A 17,043-nucleotide genomic window follows, 5' to 3' on the forward strand; every position below is an offset into this window, starting at 1 on the left:
TCACGGGGCGCGTGTGGCGCGGCTCGGCGTTCGGTGGGGTGAAGGGGCGCAGCGAGCTGCCCGGCTACGTGGAGCGTTACATGAACGGCGAGATCAAGATCGACGAGTTCATTACCCACGATATGCCGTTCGAGCGGATCAACGAGGCGTTCGAGCTGCTGCATGCGGGCAAGAGCATCCGCACCGTGCTGCACTATTGATTGATAGGCGCCCGGACCCGCGCCCAGTCACAGGCGCCGCTTTTCATCACGCCTAAAACCGCAGGACACGCGAAGGGCGCCGGGTCCGATTGCCATGAGAAGGACCCGATACGCACCCGAATCGCGAAGGGGCCGAGACGTGTCCGGCACCGAACGAGTCGCCGGCACGCGCCGGAAGTCCCACGATGCAACGGCCCTGTTCGTAGGGCCAAGGAGTCAGCCCATGAGCCTGTTGGAGACCCTCCAGCGCTGGTTAGGCGGCAAGCCGGCCACCACGAACGCCACCCGACACACCGCGACACGCACGACGGCGACGCCGAACACACCCCGTACCCCGCCTTCCGCAGCAGCAAACCCCTCGACAACGACAACACCGGGGAGCCGATCCACCATGAGCCACCACAGCGTTCACATCCACCCTGCCGTCGATGACGGCGTCAAACGCGGCAACGACAGTTTCACTGGCGGCAAGCTGTATTGCCATTGCAGCAGCGACCAGGTCGAAGTGACGGTCGACGCGCAATGCGCCCACAACCATGTCTGCGGCTGCACCAAGTGCTGGAAGCCCGAAGGAGCGCTGTTCTCGATGGTCGCCGTGGTTCCTCGCGACAAGCTGCGCGTCACCGCCCACGAGGAGAAACTCGAGGTAGTCGACCCAACTGCCGCCATCCAGCGTCATGCCTGCAGGGAGTGTGGTGTACACATGTATGGCCGCATCGAAAATACCGAACATCCGTTCCATGGCCTGGACTTCATCCATACCGAACTCTCCCGCGACGAGGGCTGGGCCGGCCCCGAGTTCGCCGCGTTCGTCTCGTCCATCATCGAATCCGGCGCCGATCCGCAGAACATGGATGCGGTGCGCTCGCGGCTCAAGGAGCTCGGCCTGCCACCCTACGACTGTCTGTCGCCGCCGCTGATGGATGCCATCGCCACGCATACCGCCAAGTCGAAGGGGGGGCTGTAAAAGGCCGATATGCCGCACGGCGGACCGGCAGATAGTCCGCCGTGCCTATATACCGACAGCTCAGTGCCGGGCGGTTCCCGCTGCCTGGCGCTGCCTCGTTCGCTCCTTTTCCACTCGCCAGGGCCGATGCAGAACCAGGTAGGCCGCGCAACCGATCACCACGCCCCAAAAGGCCGACCCCAGGCCGAACAAGCTCATGCCCGAGGCGGTAGCCAAAAAGGTAATGATCGACGCCTCGAGATGCTCCTTCTCGGCGGCGGCCGCGCCGAGGTTGCCGGCGATGGCGCCGATCAGCGCCAGCCCTGCCAGCAGCGCGACGAAAGTCGCCGGCAGCGAGGCGAACAGCAACACGATGCTGCCCGAGAACAGCGCCCCGAACAGGTAAAAGACGCCGTTGGCCACGCCGGCCACGTAGCGCTTGTCGGGATCGGGATGAGCCGCCTTGCCGGTGCACAGCGCCGCGGTGATGGCCGCCACCACCGTGGTGATGCCACCGAACAGCGCCATCGGTATCGACACCAGGCTGGTCACAGTGAGGATCGGGCGAGCCTGGATGTCATAGCCGGCGCCGCGCAGGATCGCCATGCCCGGCAGGAACTGGCCGGTGAGACTCACCAACGCCAGCGGTATCGCCAGCCCCAGCGTGGCATGCAGAGTCCACTCGGGGCGAATCGGCTCGGGCGAGGCCAGTTGCCACGAGACGCCCGCCAGGCTGGCCCCTTCCAGCAGCACCGCCAACACGATCCCCACCAGCAGCAACAGCACCAGGAAGTAGCGCGGGAAAAGCCGCTTGAAGACCAGATAGGCCGTCAACATGCCCAGCGCCAAGGCCGGCGCGCCCTCCAGCGCGGTGAACACGCCGACACCGAACTGGAACAGGATGCCGGCCATCATGGCCGCGGCGATGCCCGGCGGGATCAGCGCGATGATGCGGTCGAAAGAACCGCTCACGCCGATTGCGAAGACGATGAGCGCCGCGGTGAGATAGGCCCCCACCGCCTCGTTCAGCGACAGCTCGGGAAACAGGGTAACCAGCAGTGCCGTGCCCGGCGCCGACCAGGCGGTCACGACGGGCACCTTGAGCCACAAGCTCAAGCCGATGCCCGATAGCGCGGCGCCGATGGAGATCGCCCACACCCAAGAGCTCATCATCTGTGTGGAAATCTCCGCGCTCTGCGCGGCCTGGAAGAAGATCGCCAGCGGGCCGGCATAGGAGATCAGCACCGCCACGAATCCGGCGGTAACGGCCGACAGCGACCCATCATGACGCAACGACATGCTTCACCTCGTCTTGGTGGTATCGGCAAAAAAGGCCCGCAGCGAGGTCATCGGCAGCGGGCCAAGTGGCGTTTCGAACCGGTGGCCAGCCACCAGCCTTAACGGTTTCTGGCCTCAGCGCGCCGAAGCGGCAGCCCTGCGCGAGGTGACGGATTCACGGGAGAAGTCGAAGTCCCTGAATTCCACCAGTAGGGAGAGCCCCGCCCCCAGCACCAACGCCCAGAAGGACGAGCCGACCCCCAAGATCTGTATTCCCGATACGGCAATCAGGAAGGAGAACATCGCGCCCACCTCGTGCTTGCCGGAAAAGGTCATGTGCATCGCCGAGCCGATCACCCGCAGCAGTGCCAGCCCGGCGATGATGGCGATGAAGTAGCTCGGCATGGCTTCGATCAGGCTGAACACGAAGCCGTAGAAGGGCGCCGCCGTGATAAAAATGATGCCAACGATGACCGCCGCCACCCAGCGCTTGTCGTGACTGCCGGCCTCCGGCCCTGAGCAGATCCCGGTCATCGGTGCGGCGATGCAGGTGCTGTGCAGGTTGAAGAAGGCCGAGATCATGGTACCGAAGCCCCCGAGGGCAGTAATCGCATTCGCCGGCGCGCTCTTGTAGCCCATGCCTTTGACCAGCCCCACCCCGGCGGGTGTCTCCATGCCCACGAGAATCAGCGCCAGCGGTAGGCCGTAGGCCAGGAAGGCCTCCAGGGTAAAGGCGGGCATGATGAACTCGGGCAGCTTGAAGGAAAGCGTCACGCTGGAGAAATCGGCGCCGGAGAGCGCCATGTAGCCGACGCCCACCAGCAGCGTGACCACTAGCGGCGGCACCCGGCGCAGGTAGCGCGCGGCGAAGAAGAAAGAAAGGATCATCACCGACGCCGGCAGCAGCGCATTCTGCAGCGGCATCACCATGTTGGTGCCGAACTTGAGCAGTATGCCCGCCACCATGCCCATCACGATGGGCATCGGGATCAGTCGCATGACCAGGCTCATCCACCCCGCCAGGCCCACTACCAGTGCGATGGCTCCCGCCATCAGCGTGGCGCCCAGCGCCTCGTTGAGTCCCACCACCGGAATGATGGCGGCGAACAGCAGCGCGCCGGGAATCGAGTTGGCCATGGGGAGCGGCAGCCGGTAGTAGGCCGGCAGGAACAGCCCGAACAGGCCGTTGATCATCAGGTAACTGATCACCCACAACAGGGTGAACTCCTGGGGAAGCCCCGCCGCGGTGCCGGCGCTGATATGGATGACACCGGCGCTGAGGCCGAAGATCCCGGCCACCACGCCGGCACTCAGGTTGTCGGCGTTGAGGTCACGGACGAAGTCGCGTGGCGCCGTGGTGAGTCCGGCGCCCTTCTCGATATGTTTCACGTTGTGCTCCAGGGGATTTTTTATGATTGAAGTGTTGGCGCGAGTAGTGGAACGTGCTGCGTACGACCAATCAGCCGCTATCACCTCCTGCCACCGGCAGCACGCTGCCGGTGATGTAGCCGGCCTCGCGCGAGGCCAGGAACAGGATCGGGCCGGCCTGCTCGTCTAAGGTGCCGTAGCGCCCCATGAAGCTGGTGGCCTTGGTCTGGTCGATGAGCTGCTGGTACCACGCCTTCTCCCGCTCGCCGGGCTCGGCCGTATTGCGCGGCGTGATCCGTGGCGGCGCCTCGGTGCCGCCGGGGGCGGTGGCGTTGACGCGAATGCCGTGCTCGGCGTACTCGAAGGCCAGCGCCACAGTCATGGCGTTGACGCCGCCCTTGGCCGCGGCGTAGGGCACCCGATTGATGCCGCGAGTGGCCACCGAGGAGACATTGACGATGTTGCCCCGGCTCTTCAGCAAGTAGGGCAGCGCCGCGCGACAGCACCACAGGGTGGGGAACAGCGAGCGACGCACCTCGGCCTCGATCTGCTCGGGTGAATAATGCTCGTAGGGCTGGGCCCAGATGGTGCCGCCGACGTTGTTGATCACGACATCGATTCGGCCGTAGTGCTCCTGGACCTGGCGCATCACGCCATCGGCGCCCTCCCAGGTTTCCAGGTCGGCCTTGAAAGCGATCGCCTCGAAGCCCGCCTCGCGCAGCTCGGCCGCCACCGCATCGACGTGCTCGGCGCGATCCACCAGCGCCAGCCGGGCGCCTTCGGCCCCGGCGCGCTCGGCGACACGCCGGCCGATGCCTTGGGCGGCACCGGTAATCACTAGCGTCTGTCCCTCGAAACGCGCGCTCATGCCACCGCCTCCTTGGCCGCTTCCGGGGCCAGGCTCGGCGTGAACTTCTCGTAGTGGAAGCTGGCCGGGGCGATGCCCTGCTCGCGGAAGTGAGCGAGCACCGCATCGACCATCGGCGGCGGCCCGCACAGGTAGACGTCGACCTCGCCGTCGTGCAGCAGCTCGGGGGCCATGTGGTGGGTCACGTAGCCCTTGCGCGGATGCCCGCTGGCCGCGTCGGCCACCACTGTGGTGTAGGCGAAGTCGGGCAGCGCCTCGACGAAGGCGTCGAGCTCGTCGAGCTTGACCAGATGGTCATCGACGTTGACGCCGTAGAGCAGGCGCACCGGCTGGTTGCAGCCGCGCGCCTGCAACTGGCGAAGCATGGCCAGGAACGGCGCCAGGCCGGTGCCGCCGGCCAGCATCAGCACGGGACGCTCGACTTCGCGCAGGTAGAAGCTGCCCATGGGCCCGGTCAGGGTCAGCGCATCCTCGGGCTTCGCCGTCCCGGTGAGATAGCCGCTCATCAGTCCGTCCGGCACGTTGCGGATCAGGAACGAGGCGCGCCGCTCGCCGGGCAGCGAGCTGAACGAGTAGGAGCGGGTCTCGTCGCTGCCCGGTACCTGGATGTTGACGTACTGGCCCGGCAGGAAGACGAGATCCTCGCCCTCCTCCAGGTCGACGATCAGCTCGAAGCTATCCTCGGAGAGGCGCGAAACCTCGGCGACCCGACCGGGGAACTCACCGACGCCGGTCTTGCACAGGGTCGAGGCCACCGGTACCTGCACCACACAGTCGGATGACGGCACCATTTGGCAGGTCAGCACCTTACCTTCGGCGACCTCCTCGTCGGAGAGCGCCTCGTCGATGTACTCGTCACCCAGATCGAACGCACCCTGCTCGCAGGTGCCCTTGCAGGTGCCGCAGACGCCGTCGGAGCAGTCCATCGGCAGGTTGACCTTGTGACGATAGGCGGCGTCGAGCACCGTCTCGCCGTCCTTGCAGCGGATGAAGCGGGTCACGCCGTCTTCGAAGTTGAGGGCTATGGTGTAGCTCATGCTCGTCTCCTCCCACCGGGCTCGAGGTCGCTCAGATGTGGTAGATGTCGATAACCTGGTGGATGTAGTCGTTGTTCAGCACCACCTTCTTGTAGGTGATCAGCGGCGCGTCGCCGGACACGTCCAAGGTGTAGAACGAGGTACCGAAGTAGGCGCTGGTCTGCTGGTAGCGATGGCTCAGGGTGTGCCAGTTGAAACGCAGCTCGACCGTGTCGCCCTGCTGGGAGAGGACCTCCAGGTTGGTGACCTGGTGGGTGGTGCGCGGCTCGGGAATGCTGGTGGCGCCGGAGCGCTCGGTCTTGATGCGGTAGACGCGGTCCTCGAGCCCCTCGCGGTTGGGGTAATAAATCAGCGAAATCTCGCTCTGGGGGTCCTCGGTCAGCCGGTCGTCGTCGTCCCAGGCCGGCATCCAGAAAACGACGTCCTTGCTGTAGCAAGTCAGCCACTCGTCCCACTCGCGGTCGTCGAGCAGGCGAGCTTCACGGTGTACGAAGGCCTGGATGGCCAGAAAGTCGATGCTCATGGTGCCCTCCTCAGGATGCGCTTGTTGCGACGGGCGTGGTGGCGATGAATTGGCTGCGCTCCTTGTCGATGGCGCGCAGCATCTCCTCGACCCAGTGCTTGTGGTGCAGCACGTAGAGCCCCTCGTCCTCGGGCGAGGCGCCACTGAGCAGCGGCTTCATGTCGATGGCCTTGGCGTTATCGTCGGCGCCCTCGATCCACTGCCTGGCCCCGCGCGAGAGATCGTTCCACTCGGCGTCGAGCCCGGCGTAGCCGTTCTGGCAGGCGCGGAACTCCTCCAGGTCGTCGGGCGTGCCCATGCCGCTGACGTTGAAGAAATCCTCGTACTGGCGGATACGCAGGGCGCGGTTCTCGGCGGACTCGCCCTTGGGCGCGAAGCAGTAGATGGTGACCTCGCTCTTGTCCACGGCGATCGGCCGAATGACCCGGATCTGAGTGGAGAACTGATCCATCAGGTAGACGTTGGGGTAGAGGCAGAGATTACGGGTCTGGTTGACGATGGAGTCGGCCCGCGCCTCGCCGAGCTCCTGCTCGATGCGCTCGCGCTGGGAGTAGACCGGGCGCACCTCGGGATTGAGCAGGCGGGTCCATAGCATCATGTGGCCGTTCTCATAGGAGTAGAAGCCGCCCATGCTCTTCGACCAGCCGTTGGCGTCCACCGCCTTGGTGCCACCGGCGTCGTAGTTGCGCCGTTCCATGGTCGAGGCGTAGTTCCAGTGCACGGTGCTGACGTGGTAGCCGTCGGCCCCGTTCTCGGCACCCAGCTTCCAGTTGCCGTTGAAGGTGTAGGAGGAGGTGCCGCGCAGGATCTCGATGCCCTCCGGGGCCTGGTCGACGATGTTGTCGATGATCTTGGTGGTCTCGCCGAGGTACTCGGTGAGCGGGGCAACGTCGGCACTGAGGCTGCCGAACAGGAAACCGCGATAGCTCTCGAAGCGCGCCACGCGCTTGAGGTCGTGGGAGCCCTCCTGCTTGAAGCCCTCGGGGTAGGCGCCGGTCTTCTCGTTCTTGGCCTTGAGCAGCTTGCCGTCGTTCTTGAACGACCAGCCGTGGAACGGACAGGTGAAGGTGCCCTTGTTGCCGCGCTTCTTGCGGCACAGGGTCGCGCCGCGGTGGGCGCAGGCGTTGATCAGCGCGTGCAGCTCACCCTGCTTGTCGCGAGTGATGATCACCGGCTGGCGCCCCATGGTGACGGTCATGTAGTCGCCCGGCTCGGCGATCTGGCTCTCGTGGGCCAGGAACAGCCAGTTGCCTTCGAAGATGTGCTTCATCTCCAGTTCGAAGAAGGCCGGATCGGTGAACATGCTGCGGTGGCAGCGGAAGATGCCGTTCTCGGCGTCGTCGACGACGGCGCCGCGAACGCGTTTCTCGAGACGATCAAGCTGTGCGGTCATGGCTCCAACTCCTCGTGGCTCTTGTCAGGGTCGAGGCTCCCCTACCCGCCGGCAGGCGCCGGCGGGTGGTTCGCTTCGTGTCGTCAGTCAGGTGGCGTCAGGTAGCGGGCGCTCAGGCCTCGGCGGGCTCGCGCCTGGCCGGTGCCGCCTCGTCCTCCAGCGCCCGGGGGCGCTTGTGGCGGCTCTGCCGCTCGGGGTCGGCGGTGGGCGCGAGCTCGACGTCGAACACCACTTCGGTGAAAGGCGCTTCGAGCCCGCGCTTGGCGGCCTCGCCGGCGTCCTCGATGCGGGTGGCATCGACCACCAGCTCCTCGCGGGTGGCGAAGGCGAAATCGTCCCAGGTGTATTCGTCGCCGGCCAGGTTGATCTGGGTGGTCAGATGACGGTGGCCCGGGGCGGAGACGAAGAAGTGGATGTGCGCCGGGCGCTGGCCGTGACGACCCAGCAGCTTGAGCACCTGGTCGGTGGGGCTGCCGGCCGGCACGCCGTAGCCGGAAGGAATGATGCTGCGCGCACGATAGCGACCCTCGGCATCGGCGAGGATGGTGCGGCGCAGGTTATAGTCCGACTGCGACGGATCGAAGAACGAGTAGTTGCCCTTGGAGTCGGCGTGCCAGATCTCCACTTGGGCGCCGGGTACCGGCTTGCCCTGGGTGTCGCGCACCTGGCCGGTCAGCCACATGACCTCGGCGCCTTCGTCGCTGCCGTCATCCATGCGCGCCTCGCCCTCGCTCACCGGCGCGCCGGCCACATAGAGCGGGCCTTCGATGGTGCGCGGCGTGCCGCCGGTCAGGCCGGCCTGCTCGTCGGCGGCGTCCATGCGCATGTCGAGGTAGTGATCGAAGCCGAGCCCCGGGGCCAGCAGGCCGAACTGCGACTCCTTGCCCAGCTCGTTGAGCAAGCTCACCGCCGACCAGAACTCCTCGGGACTGACATCGAAGTCGTCGATCAGGCGGTATACGTCGGAGAGCAGGCGATGCAGGATCCGCTTGGCACGGTGGCTGCCGCCCTGCTCGTCGAAGCCGGCCACGGCCTTGAGAAAGTTCTGCACGTCGGGGGTGTCATGGATCTTCACGGTCATGGGTCTTTCCTCGTTGTCATTGGTCGCCCCGCGGGGCTGGCGTGGGCTGCCGGATCAGCTGTCGTCGTCGCGGATGGATGACGGATGGCGGCACAGCGGCTTGACGCCGATCTCCATCCAAGGGAAGAGCGGCAGGCCCGCGACGATTTCCTGCAGCTCGGCGTTGTCGCGCACGTCGAAGATGCTGACGTTGGCGTAGCTGCCGGCGACCCGCCATAGATGGCGCCACTTGCCCTGGCGCTGCAGCTCCTGGGCGTACTCCTTCTCGCGCGCCTTGATCTCGGCGGCCTGTTCCGCCGGCATCTCTGGCGGCAGCTTGACGGTCATTTCCACCTGAAACAGCATGCGTGAGACCTCCGGTTACTTGCGTGTGAAGTGGGCGAGCTTGTCTTCATCCAGGGCGATTCCCAGCCCCGGCCCGGTGGGCAACTCGACGCCGAACTCGCCGTAGGCGAGCGGCTCGGCGACGATATCGTCCTTGAGCAGCAGCGGGCCGAACATTTCGCTGCCCCAGGCCAGCTCGGGCAGCGTGGCCCAGGCGTGCAGCGAGGCCGCGGTGCCGATGGAGCCCTCCAACAAGGTGCCGCCGTAGAGACCGATGCCGGCCGCCTGGGCGACCTGCGCCAGCGCCAGGGCACCACGCGGGCCGCCGGCCTTGGCGATCTTCAACGCGTAGGCGCCGTTGAAGCCGGCCGCGGCCAGCGCAAAGCCGTCGCGGGCGTCGGCCACCGCCTCGTCGGCCAGCATCGGCACCTCGAAGCGGCTGGCCAGGCGCACCAGGCCGGCATGCTCGCGGGCGGGAATCGGCTGCTCGATCAGGTCGATACCCGCGGCTTGCAGCGCGGCGATGCCGCGCACGGCGGAGCTCTCGTCCCAGGCCTGGTTGACGTCGACCCGCACGCTTGCCCGCTCGCCCAGCGCCTCCTTGATCGCGGCAACGTGGCGCACGTCGTCATCCACGGCGTTGGCACCGATCTTGAGCTTGAAGTCACAGTGACGGCGCTGCTCCAAGCGCTGGAAGGCTTCGTCGATGTCGCGGCCGGTGTCGCCGCTGGCCAAGGTCCACAACACCGGCAGGTGGTCGTGGTGCGCGCCGCCGAGCAGCTGGGCCATCGGCAGCCCCAAACGCTTGCCCTGGGCATCGAGTAGCGCGGTTTCCAGTGCCGACTTGGCGATGGCATTGCCGCGGGCATGACGGTCGAGGCGGCTGCGCAGCGCGGCAACAGCACCCGCCGGCTGGCCAATCAGCAGCGGTGCCAGATACGTGTCGATGTTGCGCTTGATGCTTTCGGGGCTCTCGGGGCCGTAGGCGAGCCCGCCGATGGTGGTGCCTTCGCCCAGGCCCTCAATCCCGTCGGAGTCGCGCAGGCGCACGATGACCAGCGTCTGGCAAGCCATAGTGGTCATGGAGAGCTTGTGGGGGCGGATGGTCGGCAGATCGACCAGCAGCGTTTCGATGGACTCGATGACAGATGACATGCGCGCTCCGGCAGTTCGGTGTTTCGATACCGTGGCAGTCTGATTGCCCCAACGCGGCCGAACCAATATCGTTTAGGTCCAGAGCCATACCCAGGAGGTATCATGGAGCTGCGACATCTGCGCTACTTCTGCGTGGTGGCGGAGGAGCTGAACCTGACCCGGTCGGCGGCCAAGCTGCACATGGCACAGCCGCCTTTATCTCGCCAAATCAAGCAGCTGGAAGGTGAGATAGGCGCCGAGCTGTTCGAGAGGAGCGCGCGTGGGCTGCGCCTGACGCCAGCGGGCCAGTTCTTTCATGAGCATACTCTGCAGATACTGGAGAAGATCGACGCCACCGTGGCCGCCACCCAGCGCCTGGCCCGCAGCAAGCGCGTGATGTTCGGCATCGGCTTCGTTCCCTCGGTGTTTTACGGGCAATTGCCCCTGCTGGTGCGCGAGTTACGACAAAAGGATAACGTCGAGTTGGTACTGGCGGAGCTGACCACGGTGCAGCAGGTGCAAGCGCTCAAGAGCGGGCGCATCGATATGGGTTTCGGCCGCATGCGTATTGACGATCCCGACGTTGAGCAGGAAAACCTGTTCGACGAGCCGCTGATGGCCGCCCTGCCCGAAGGTCATCCGCTGGCCGAGACCACGCCGACGCTGGCCCAGCTCGCCGAATATCCCCTGGTACTGTTTCCGGCCCAGCCGCGCCCCAGCCTGGCCGACATGACACTGGGACTGTTTCGTCGTCGCGGGCTCAAAGTCACCGTGGCCCAGGAAGCCAACGAGCTGCAGACGGCGCTGGCGTTGGTCGCCTCGGAAATCGGCATTACCCTGGTGCCGGAGCAGGTCAAGCGCGTCCGCCGCGACGGCATCGTCTACGTCTACCTCGCCGACCCGGGGCTGACCTCGCCGGTGATCTGCAGCCGGCGCAAGGGGGAAGCGCCCTCGCCGATCATGCAGGAGGCCAACGCCATTCTCGAGGTGTTGGTGGAGAACCGCCGCAGCGGGCGTTATCCCTAGTCGGTGCGAAAGGGACGGTCGCGGGGTTGCGCCACGGCCAGGCACGACGCCCGGCCGCCGTGCTGTGACAGCAGCGTGAACTCCTCCAGCGCCAGGCCGGCGGCGTCGAGCTGCGACTTGAACGCTTCCTCGTAGGTCACACGGCCGAAATCGATGCTGGTGAGCCGCTTGAGCATGGGCTTGAGCCGCTCCATGCCGCGAGAAGGGCGTTGCTGGAAGGTCTGGGTGAAGAAAAGACGGCCATCGGGTTTCAGCAGCGTACGGCAGTGGCGCAGCGCCCGCTCGGGCTCCGGCAGGAGCATGAAGCTGGCGGAGAAGTAGACCGCATCGTAGGGGGCATCTTCGTGATCGTAGAGGGATTCGAGACGGACCGAGACATGCTCTGCCAGTGAGGAATCCCGTAGACGCTTGCGGGCCCGCGCGACGTAGTCGGCATCGATGTCGATGCCGGTGATGCGCAGCCCCTTGCGTTTCGCCGCCTCGGCATTGGCCAGCAGCGCGCCGCCCGTGCCGATGCCCACGTCGAGCAGCTTGGCCTCATCGGGCAGCCGATTCAGCACCTCGGCGTACCAGCGCGCGGTGAGCCGCAGGATGAGGGTGTCGTAGATCAGGCTTCGGATCATGGGCGCATTTCAGCAAAAGGGAGGCCGGCCGATCAAGACGCCTTCGGCACGGCGCACCGCCGCCCGCCCTGCCCCGCGGCAAGGCGCGCTTCGACCCTGTCCCGATGCTCCGGCGATTCCAGACACTCCAGATGCAAGGCCCATTCGCGCCGCAGCCCCTCATCGAAGGGTTCGTATACGGCGGCCCGCAACGCCGCGAGCATCCGGTTGCAGGCCGGGTTGTCCCGCTCTTCCTGGGGCAGGGCCCGATACTGGACGTCGAGCCAGCCCGCCACGTCGGCCACCGGCACCCTGATGCGTCGATCACGAGTACGACGCACGCCATGCGCTGCCTGCTTCCACGCTTCCTGCTGCTGCTCTGCTTCCGCGTGCAGGCGCGGTGCGATGCGGTCGATCAACCCGAGCCGCTGCGCTTCGCCGGCACCGATGGTGTCACCGGACAGCAACAGCCGCAGCGCGGCGGCCAACCCCACCAACCGGGGCAGGCGCTGGGTGCCGCCGGCGCAGGGAATCAGCCCCAGGGCGATCTGCGGCAGCCCCAGGCGCAGCTCGGGCGGGCCGATTCGATAGTCGCAGGCCATGGCCAGTTCCAGCCCTCCGCCGAGCACCGCCCCGTGCAGCCAGGCCACGCAGGGCTTGGGGCCGCTCTCGATAGCGCGGGTCAGCTCGGGCAATGACGGAGCCTCATGGAGCCGATCGAGTTCACCCATGTCCGCGCCGGCGGAAAAGCAGCGCCCGCCCGCTCTCAGCAATATCCATTCGACTGCGTCGTCGCCCTCGGCATCGCACAGTGCCGCGAACAGCTCCCGACGAAGCCGCCGGCTCAGGGCATTGACCGGCGGATTGAACAGGGTGATCCGTGCACAGCCGCCCTCACGGATCAGGGTCACGGCTCGGCTCATGGGTCGTCTCGCTGTGTGATGGGTTGGCGACAGGCGCCGCGGCACATGACAAGAGCTTGTCACGTACCGGTGCAGTGCGCCATCGTCCTGAGCCATGAGCCCCCCGAGGCGCCGGGGAACCGCTTCATCACCGAGCGCGAGCCGGTGGCGAGCATCGCCACGTTTCGTGGCTCTGAGCGCCGCAAACGCAAAAAAGCCCGGGCGATTAGCGATGCCCGGGCGAAGTACGACGGTGGCGTCGTTACTCGAGGGATTCGTAGGGCAGGCCGACGTAGTTCTCGGCAATGGTCGTCAGACCTGCCTCGGAGGAGGTGAGATAGTCGAGTTCGGCCTGCTGCATGCGGGTCTCGAAGTCCTCCTCGTCGGAGAACTTGTGCAGCAGCGAGGTCATCCACCAGGAGAAGCGCTCGGCCTTCCAGATGCGCTTGAGACAGGTCTGCGAATAGCGGGGGATCAAATCGGTGCGATCTTCATGATAGACCTTGACCAGCAGCCGGTAGAGCGTGTTCACGTCGCTCGCCGCCAGGTTGAGCCCCTTGGCGCCGGTGGGCGGCACGATATGCGCGGCATCGCCCACCAGGAACAGGCGGCCGTGCTGCATGGGTTCGACCACGAAGCTGCGCAGCGGCGCGATGCTCTTCTCGATCGAAGGGCCGGTGGCCAGCCTGGCCGCCACCTCTTCCGGTAGGCGCCGCTTGAGCTCCTCCCAGAAGCGCTCGTCGGTCCACTTCTCGACCTCCTCGTCGAGCGGCACCTGGACGTAGTAACGGCTGCGCGTCGGCGAGCGCATGCTGCACAGGGCGAAGCCGCGCGTGTGGCGGGCGTAAATCAACTCGTCCGACACCGGCGGCGTATCGGAGAGCACGCCGAGCCAGCCAAACGGGTAGAGCTTCTCGAACACCTTGAGGCGATCGGCGGGGATCGATTGGCGCGACACGCCATGGAAGCCGTCGCAGCCGGCCACGTAGTCGCAGTCGAGGCGCAGCGTCTCGCCGTTCTTGTCGAAGGTGACGTAGGGGTGATCGGTCCCGAGAGCGTGAGGCCGGACGTTGTCGGCCTCGTAGACTGTCGTGCCGCCGCTGGTCTCGCGCGCCGCCATCAGGTCGCGGGTCACCTCGGTCTGGCCGTAGACCATCACCGTCTTGCCGCCGGTCAACCCGGCCAGATCGACCCGCACGCGACGGTTGTCGAAGGCGAGTTCAACGCCGCTGTGCGGATGGCCCTCCGCGTTCATGCGCTTGTCGACACCGGCCTCGCGCAGCAGATCGACCATCCCCTGCTCCAATACGCCGGCACGGATGCGGCTGAGCACGTACTCACCGCTCTTGCGCTCGAGAATGACGTTGTCGATGCCCTGGCGGCTCAGCAGCTGGCCGAGCAGCAACCCGGAGGGGCCGGCACCGATGATCGCAACCTGGGTCTTCATGGCATCCTCTCATGCGCTACGCTCATTTAACTTGTATTTTTCAATGAACCAGGCGGTGAAATAAGGCATGATTGGCCGGAATAATTGGACTTTCGGCATTTTCCCTGCCGACTTTGGTCGAACCTCGACGAGGCTGTCATGAGCGTTGCCCACCCTTCCCAGGTACCTGTCTTCAAGCTCTATGGCGAAACCCGCCACTGGCCGACACCGGACCTGCTGCACTGCGAGTCGATACCCGAGCGCAGCCGGCTGCACGATTGGCATATCCGCCCCCATCGACACGCCGATCTGGTGCACGTCCTGCACGTGGCCGGCGGTCAGGTCGAGCTGGAACTGGAGGGCACCCGTCAGACCCTGCGGGGGCCGCTCGCAATCGTCGTACCGGCCATGACCATTCACGGTTTCCGCTTCTCGCAAGATATCGAGGGGCATGTCGTCACCCTGGCCCAGCCGCTGGCCGAGCAGCTCGGTCAACGCCTCGGGGAATGGGCCGGCGTGCTTCGGCACGCCGACTGTCATCGTCTCGCGCAACCGCGAAAGGCCCGCCGTCTGGCTACCTTGGTGGAACAGATCGATGCCGAGTACCGTCAGCCCGCGCCGGGGCGCGACCGCATGCTGGAGGCGCTGGTCCAGTCCTTGACGATCGAACTCTCCCGGCTGGCCATGCCGCACGCCCCGCCCGGCACCGCCCCGGGGCCACGCCAGCGCGACCGGGGTCACGAGCACCTGGCGAGTTTCCAGGCTTTGATCGAGGCGCAATATCGCCACCAGCCCCGCATCGAGCGGTTTGCCGAGCAGCTCGGCATGAGCAGCGCCCACCTCAACGCCCTATGCCGCCGCCTGGCCGACCGCAGCGCGCTGCAGCTGTTGCATGAGCGCCTGCTGCTGGAAGCCAAGCGCCAGCTCACCTACACCAACATGACCGTCAGCCAGGTCGCCGACAGCCTGGGCTTCTCCGAGCCGGCCTACTTCACCCGCTTCTTCAAGCGCAACACCGGCCTTGCGCCGCGGGACTTCCGCTTGCGACAGCACACGGGCGCAACCACGTAAGCACGACGCCCCCGGTCAGGCGAGCTGAGCCGGGGGCGTGATGAGTGTCGACGCGCTCAGATCAGGAACAGCGTCGTCAGCACGGGGAAGGCCACCAGCACCGCCAAGCGGATGAAGTCCGAGACGATGAACGGCGCCACGCCACGGAAGATCTCGCCCAGTCCCACGTGGGGTGCCATCGCCTTGATCACGAACACGTTCATGCCCACCGGCGGTGTGATCAGCCCCAGCTCCACGGTCAGCACCGTGATGATGCCGAACCATACCGGATCGATGCCCAGCGACTGGATGATCGGGTACACCACCGGCACGGTGATCACCAGCATGGCGATGGAGTCCATGAACATGCCCAGCACGAAATAGAGCAGCAGAATGCACAACACCACCAGCATCGGGGTGAGATCCGCGCCGTAGAGAAAGTCGCTGATCGAGAACGAGATGCGCGACACCGAGATGAAGTAGCCCAGCGTCTCGGCCCCCACCAGCATGAAGAACACCACCGCGGAAAGCGCCAAGGTCTCCTGCACGCTCTGCCACAACCCGCGCCGGCGCATGCCCTTGGCCAGGGCATAGAGCAGCGTGGCGAACGCGCCGACGCTGGCCCCCTCGGTGGGGGTAAAGGCGCCGAAGTAGATGCCCAGGATCATCACCAGGAACACCGCGAAGAAGGGCACCAGTCCGCCCATCGACAGCAGCTTCTCCTTCCACGGCGTGGGCTCGCCGGCTACCGCCAGCGAGGGGCGCAGACGCATCACCACGCTGACCGTGAGCGCGTACATCACCAGCCCCATCAGCCCCGGCACCAGGCCGGCCATGAACATGTCGCCCACCGACTGCTCGGTGAGGATGGCGTAGATCAGCAGCGCGATGGAAGGCGGGATCATGATGCCGAGCGTGCCGCCGGCGGCCAGGGCGCCGGTGGCGAGTCCCCGGTGGTAGCCGTAGCGCTCCATCTCCGGCAGCGCGACTCGGGTCATGGTGCTGGCGGTGGCCAGCGATGAACCGGAAATCGCCGAGAAGATGCCGCACGAGCCCACCGCGGCGATTGCCAGGCCGCCCTTCCAGCCGCCGCAAATTACCCGGGTGGAGTGGAATAGCTTGCCGGCCATGCCGGAGTGCGCCGCCAGCACGCCCATCAGAATGAACATGGGCACGGCGCTGAAGCTGTAGTTGGAGAGCACTTCCACCGGTACGGTCTTCACCTGGGCGATTGCCGCCTCCCAGCTGATGACCTGAGCAAAGCCCACCACCCCGACGATCAGCATGGTCAATGCCACCGGCACGCGCAGCACCATCAGCACCAGCAGCATGCCGAGACCGATGGCGCCGATCGTTTCACTCCCCATGGGACACCTCCTGTTCGGCGCCGAAGAGCGCGCCGAGCAGCGCATGGATCAGACTACGCACGCCGAGCAACAGGCTGAGCGCCGCGGCCGCCTGGTAGATGGGGCCCATGGGCAGGCGCAGGTCCTGGGTGACCTCGCCGTGACGGGTCGCCGACGCGGCCGAATCGAGCAGACCGAGGAAGAGCACCAAGCCGAGCGCCGCGAAGCCCAGCAGATAGACGCCATGCAAACGGTGCTTGATGGCGGGCGCGAGACCATGGGAGAAGGCCTCCACCACCACCTGGCTGCGCTCCACGTTGGCCGCCATGGCGGCCAGCAGCGCGCAGAGCATCAGGTAGCTCACCAGCTCCACGCTACCGGAGACACGCAGGGCGACGGTCCCCTCGGTGAGGCGATAGAGGTAGCGGGTGCCGACATCGGCAATGGTCACCGTCAGCAGCGCCAGCAGGGCGATGCCGGCGACGATGCGACAGGCCAGGGCCAGCCAGTGGCTGGCCCGTTCGAGGAAAGCCCGCATG

17 protein-coding genes and 1 pseudogene are annotated in these 17,043 nt (G+C 66.2%); 4 read left to right on the forward strand and 14 right to left on the reverse strand.

Annotated elements, in window-relative coordinates; translation table 11 throughout:
* A pseudogene (locus F0A17_RS19665) lies at window positions 1–200 on the forward strand (S-(hydroxymethyl)glutathione dehydrogenase); the annotation flags it as partial.
* A 391-nt stretch (window positions 201–591) separates the two neighbouring features.
* On the forward strand, window positions 592–1,167 hold the full coding sequence (gene gfa / locus F0A17_RS19670; RefSeq protein ID WP_149330075.1) for an S-(hydroxymethyl)glutathione synthase: 576 nt from the start codon (window positions 592–594) through the stop codon (window positions 1,165–1,167).
* A gap of 60 nt (window positions 1,168–1,227) precedes the next feature.
* Here gfa and F0A17_RS19675 read toward each other — a convergent pair whose 3' ends face one another.
* From F0A17_RS19675 to F0A17_RS19715, 9 genes are all read right to left on the reverse strand, one after another.
* Window positions 1,228–2,445 carry a benzoate/H(+) symporter BenE family transporter gene (locus F0A17_RS19675; protein WP_149330076.1) on the reverse strand — a complete coding sequence of 406 codons (1,218 nt, stop codon included), beginning with the start codon at window positions 2,443–2,445 and terminating at the stop codon, window positions 1,228–1,230.
* A gap of 114 nt (window positions 2,446–2,559) precedes the next feature.
* A complete protein-coding gene (locus F0A17_RS19680; RefSeq protein WP_149330077.1) occupies window positions 2,560–3,813 on the reverse strand; it encodes a benzoate/H(+) symporter BenE family transporter in 1,254 nt (417 codons plus the stop codon).
* A gap of 70 nt (window positions 3,814–3,883) precedes the next feature.
* A complete protein-coding gene (gene benD, locus F0A17_RS19685; protein ID WP_149330078.1) occupies window positions 3,884–4,660 on the reverse strand; it encodes a benzoate diol dehydrogenase BenD in 777 nt (258 codons plus the stop codon).
* Entirely contained in the window at window positions 4,657–5,697 is a 1,041-nt protein-coding gene (benC, locus tag F0A17_RS19690) for a benzoate 1,2-dioxygenase electron transfer component BenC (protein WP_149330079.1), read from the reverse strand. Before benC ends, benD begins: the two co-directional genes overlap by 4 nt.
* A 31-nt stretch (window positions 5,698–5,728) precedes the next feature.
* Window positions 5,729–6,220: a benzoate 1,2-dioxygenase small subunit gene (benB, locus tag F0A17_RS19695; protein ID WP_149330080.1), complete on the reverse strand. Its 492-nt coding sequence runs from the start codon at window positions 6,218–6,220 to the stop codon at window positions 5,729–5,731.
* A gap of 10 nt (window positions 6,221–6,230) precedes the next feature.
* Window positions 6,231–7,613 (reverse strand): Rieske 2Fe-2S domain-containing protein, encoded by a 1,383-nt coding sequence (locus F0A17_RS19700; protein WP_149330081.1) that lies wholly within the window; start codon window positions 7,611–7,613, stop codon window positions 6,231–6,233.
* Between the two features lie 112 nt (window positions 7,614–7,725).
* Window positions 7,726–8,694: a catechol 1,2-dioxygenase gene (gene catA, locus F0A17_RS19705; RefSeq protein ID WP_149330082.1), complete on the reverse strand. Its 969-nt coding sequence runs from the start codon at window positions 8,692–8,694 to the stop codon at window positions 7,726–7,728.
* Between the two features lie 54 nt (window positions 8,695–8,748).
* Entirely contained in the window at window positions 8,749–9,039 is a 291-nt protein-coding gene (gene catC / locus F0A17_RS19710; RefSeq protein WP_149330083.1) for a muconolactone Delta-isomerase, read from the reverse strand.
* A 15-nt stretch (window positions 9,040–9,054) separates the two neighbouring features.
* A complete protein-coding gene (locus tag F0A17_RS19715; protein WP_149330084.1) occupies window positions 9,055–10,173 on the reverse strand; it encodes a muconate cycloisomerase family protein in 1,119 nt (372 codons plus the stop codon).
* 102 nt (window positions 10,174–10,275) lie between these two features.
* Here F0A17_RS19715 and F0A17_RS19720 point away from each other — a divergent pair, with 102 nt between their 5' ends.
* A complete protein-coding gene (locus F0A17_RS19720) occupies window positions 10,276–11,178 on the forward strand; it encodes a LysR family transcriptional regulator (protein WP_149330085.1) in 903 nt (300 codons plus the stop codon).
* On the opposite strand, the gene F0A17_RS19725 is transcribed toward F0A17_RS19720, so the two are convergent.
* The 3 genes from F0A17_RS19725 to pobA all read right to left on the reverse strand — a co-directional run bounded on the left by F0A17_RS19725 (window position 11,175) and on the right by pobA (window position 14,129).
* Window positions 11,175–11,801, reverse strand: coding sequence for a class I SAM-dependent methyltransferase (locus F0A17_RS19725; protein ID WP_223111583.1), 627 nt, complete (start codon window positions 11,799–11,801; stop codon window positions 11,175–11,177). The genes F0A17_RS19720 and F0A17_RS19725 overlap by 4 nt on opposite strands.
* A 32-nt stretch (window positions 11,802–11,833) precedes the next feature.
* Window positions 11,834–12,703 (reverse strand): enoyl-CoA hydratase/isomerase family protein, encoded by an 870-nt coding sequence (locus F0A17_RS19730; protein WP_187774749.1) that lies wholly within the window; start codon window positions 12,701–12,703, stop codon window positions 11,834–11,836.
* A gap of 241 nt (window positions 12,704–12,944) precedes the next feature.
* Complete coding sequence (gene pobA, locus F0A17_RS19740; RefSeq protein WP_149330087.1) at window positions 12,945–14,129, reverse strand: 4-hydroxybenzoate 3-monooxygenase; 1,185 nt, start codon at window positions 14,127–14,129, stop codon at window positions 12,945–12,947.
* Window positions 14,130–14,267: 138 nt separating this feature from the next.
* On the opposite strand from pobA, the gene F0A17_RS19745 reads away from it, so the two are divergent.
* Entirely contained in the window at window positions 14,268–15,179 is a 912-nt protein-coding gene (locus F0A17_RS19745; RefSeq protein ID WP_149330088.1) for a helix-turn-helix domain-containing protein, read from the forward strand.
* A 56-nt stretch (window positions 15,180–15,235) separates the two neighbouring features.
* Here F0A17_RS19745 and F0A17_RS19750 read toward each other — a convergent pair whose 3' ends face one another.
* Both F0A17_RS19750 and F0A17_RS19755 read right to left on the reverse strand, forming a co-directional pair.
* Window positions 15,236–16,525 (reverse strand): TRAP transporter large permease, encoded by a 1,290-nt coding sequence (locus tag F0A17_RS19750; RefSeq protein WP_149330089.1) that lies wholly within the window; start codon window positions 16,523–16,525, stop codon window positions 15,236–15,238.
* Complete coding sequence (locus F0A17_RS19755; RefSeq protein WP_149330090.1) at window positions 16,515–17,042, reverse strand: TRAP transporter small permease subunit; 528 nt, start codon at window positions 17,040–17,042, stop codon at window positions 16,515–16,517. The genes F0A17_RS19750 and F0A17_RS19755 overlap by 11 nt, the downstream gene beginning before the upstream one ends.
* Window position 17,043 lies beyond the last annotated feature (1 nt).

The sequence above is a fragment of the Billgrantia pellis genome, assembly GCF_008297955.1.
Lineage (GTDB): Bacteria > Pseudomonadota > Gammaproteobacteria > Pseudomonadales > Halomonadaceae > Halomonas > Halomonas pellis.

Excerpts from the sequence above, each read along its gene's own strand:
- gfa (WP_149330075.1), top strand. The coding sequence starts at position 592 with ATGAGCCACCACAGCGTTCACATCCACCCTGCCGTCGATGACGGCGTC.
- F0A17_RS19675 (WP_149330076.1), bottom strand. The coding sequence starts at position 2,445 with ATGTCGTTGCGTCATGATGGGTCGCTGTCGGCCGTTACCGCCGGATTC.
- benD (WP_149330078.1), bottom strand. The coding sequence starts at position 4,660 with ATGAGCGCGCGTTTCGAGGGACAGACGCTAGTGATTACCGGTGCCGCC.
- benC (WP_149330079.1), bottom strand. The coding sequence starts at position 5,697 with ATGAGCTACACCATAGCCCTCAACTTCGAAGACGGCGTGACCCGCTTC.
- benB (WP_149330080.1), bottom strand. The coding sequence starts at position 6,220 with ATGAGCATCGACTTTCTGGCCATCCAGGCCTTCGTACACCGTGAAGCT.
- F0A17_RS19700 (WP_149330081.1), bottom strand. The coding sequence starts at position 7,613 with ATGACCGCACAGCTTGATCGTCTCGAGAAACGCGTTCGCGGCGCCGTC.
- catA (WP_149330082.1), bottom strand. The coding sequence starts at position 8,694 with ATGACCGTGAAGATCCATGACACCCCCGACGTGCAGAACTTTCTCAAG.
- catC (WP_149330083.1), bottom strand. The coding sequence starts at position 9,039 with ATGCTGTTTCAGGTGGAAATGACCGTCAAGCTGCCGCCAGAGATGCCG.
- F0A17_RS19715 (WP_149330084.1), bottom strand. The coding sequence starts at position 10,173 with ATGTCATCTGTCATCGAGTCCATCGAAACGCTGCTGGTCGATCTGCCG.
- F0A17_RS19720 (WP_149330085.1), top strand. The coding sequence starts at position 10,276 with ATGGAGCTGCGACATCTGCGCTACTTCTGCGTGGTGGCGGAGGAGCTG.
- F0A17_RS19725 (WP_223111583.1), bottom strand. The coding sequence starts at position 11,801 with ATGATCCGAAGCCTGATCTACGACACCCTCATCCTGCGGCTCACCGCG.
- F0A17_RS19730 (WP_187774749.1), bottom strand. The coding sequence starts at position 12,703 with ATGAGCCGAGCCGTGACCCTGATCCGTGAGGGCGGCTGTGCACGGATC.
- pobA (WP_149330087.1), bottom strand. The coding sequence starts at position 14,129 with ATGAAGACCCAGGTTGCGATCATCGGTGCCGGCCCCTCCGGGTTGCTG.
- F0A17_RS19745 (WP_149330088.1), top strand. The coding sequence starts at position 14,268 with ATGAGCGTTGCCCACCCTTCCCAGGTACCTGTCTTCAAGCTCTATGGC.
- F0A17_RS19750 (WP_149330089.1), bottom strand. The coding sequence starts at position 16,525 with ATGGGGAGTGAAACGATCGGCGCCATCGGTCTCGGCATGCTGCTGGTG.
- F0A17_RS19755 (WP_149330090.1), bottom strand. The coding sequence starts at position 17,042 with ATGCGGGCTTTCCTCGAACGGGCCAGCCACTGGCTGGCCCTGGCCTGT.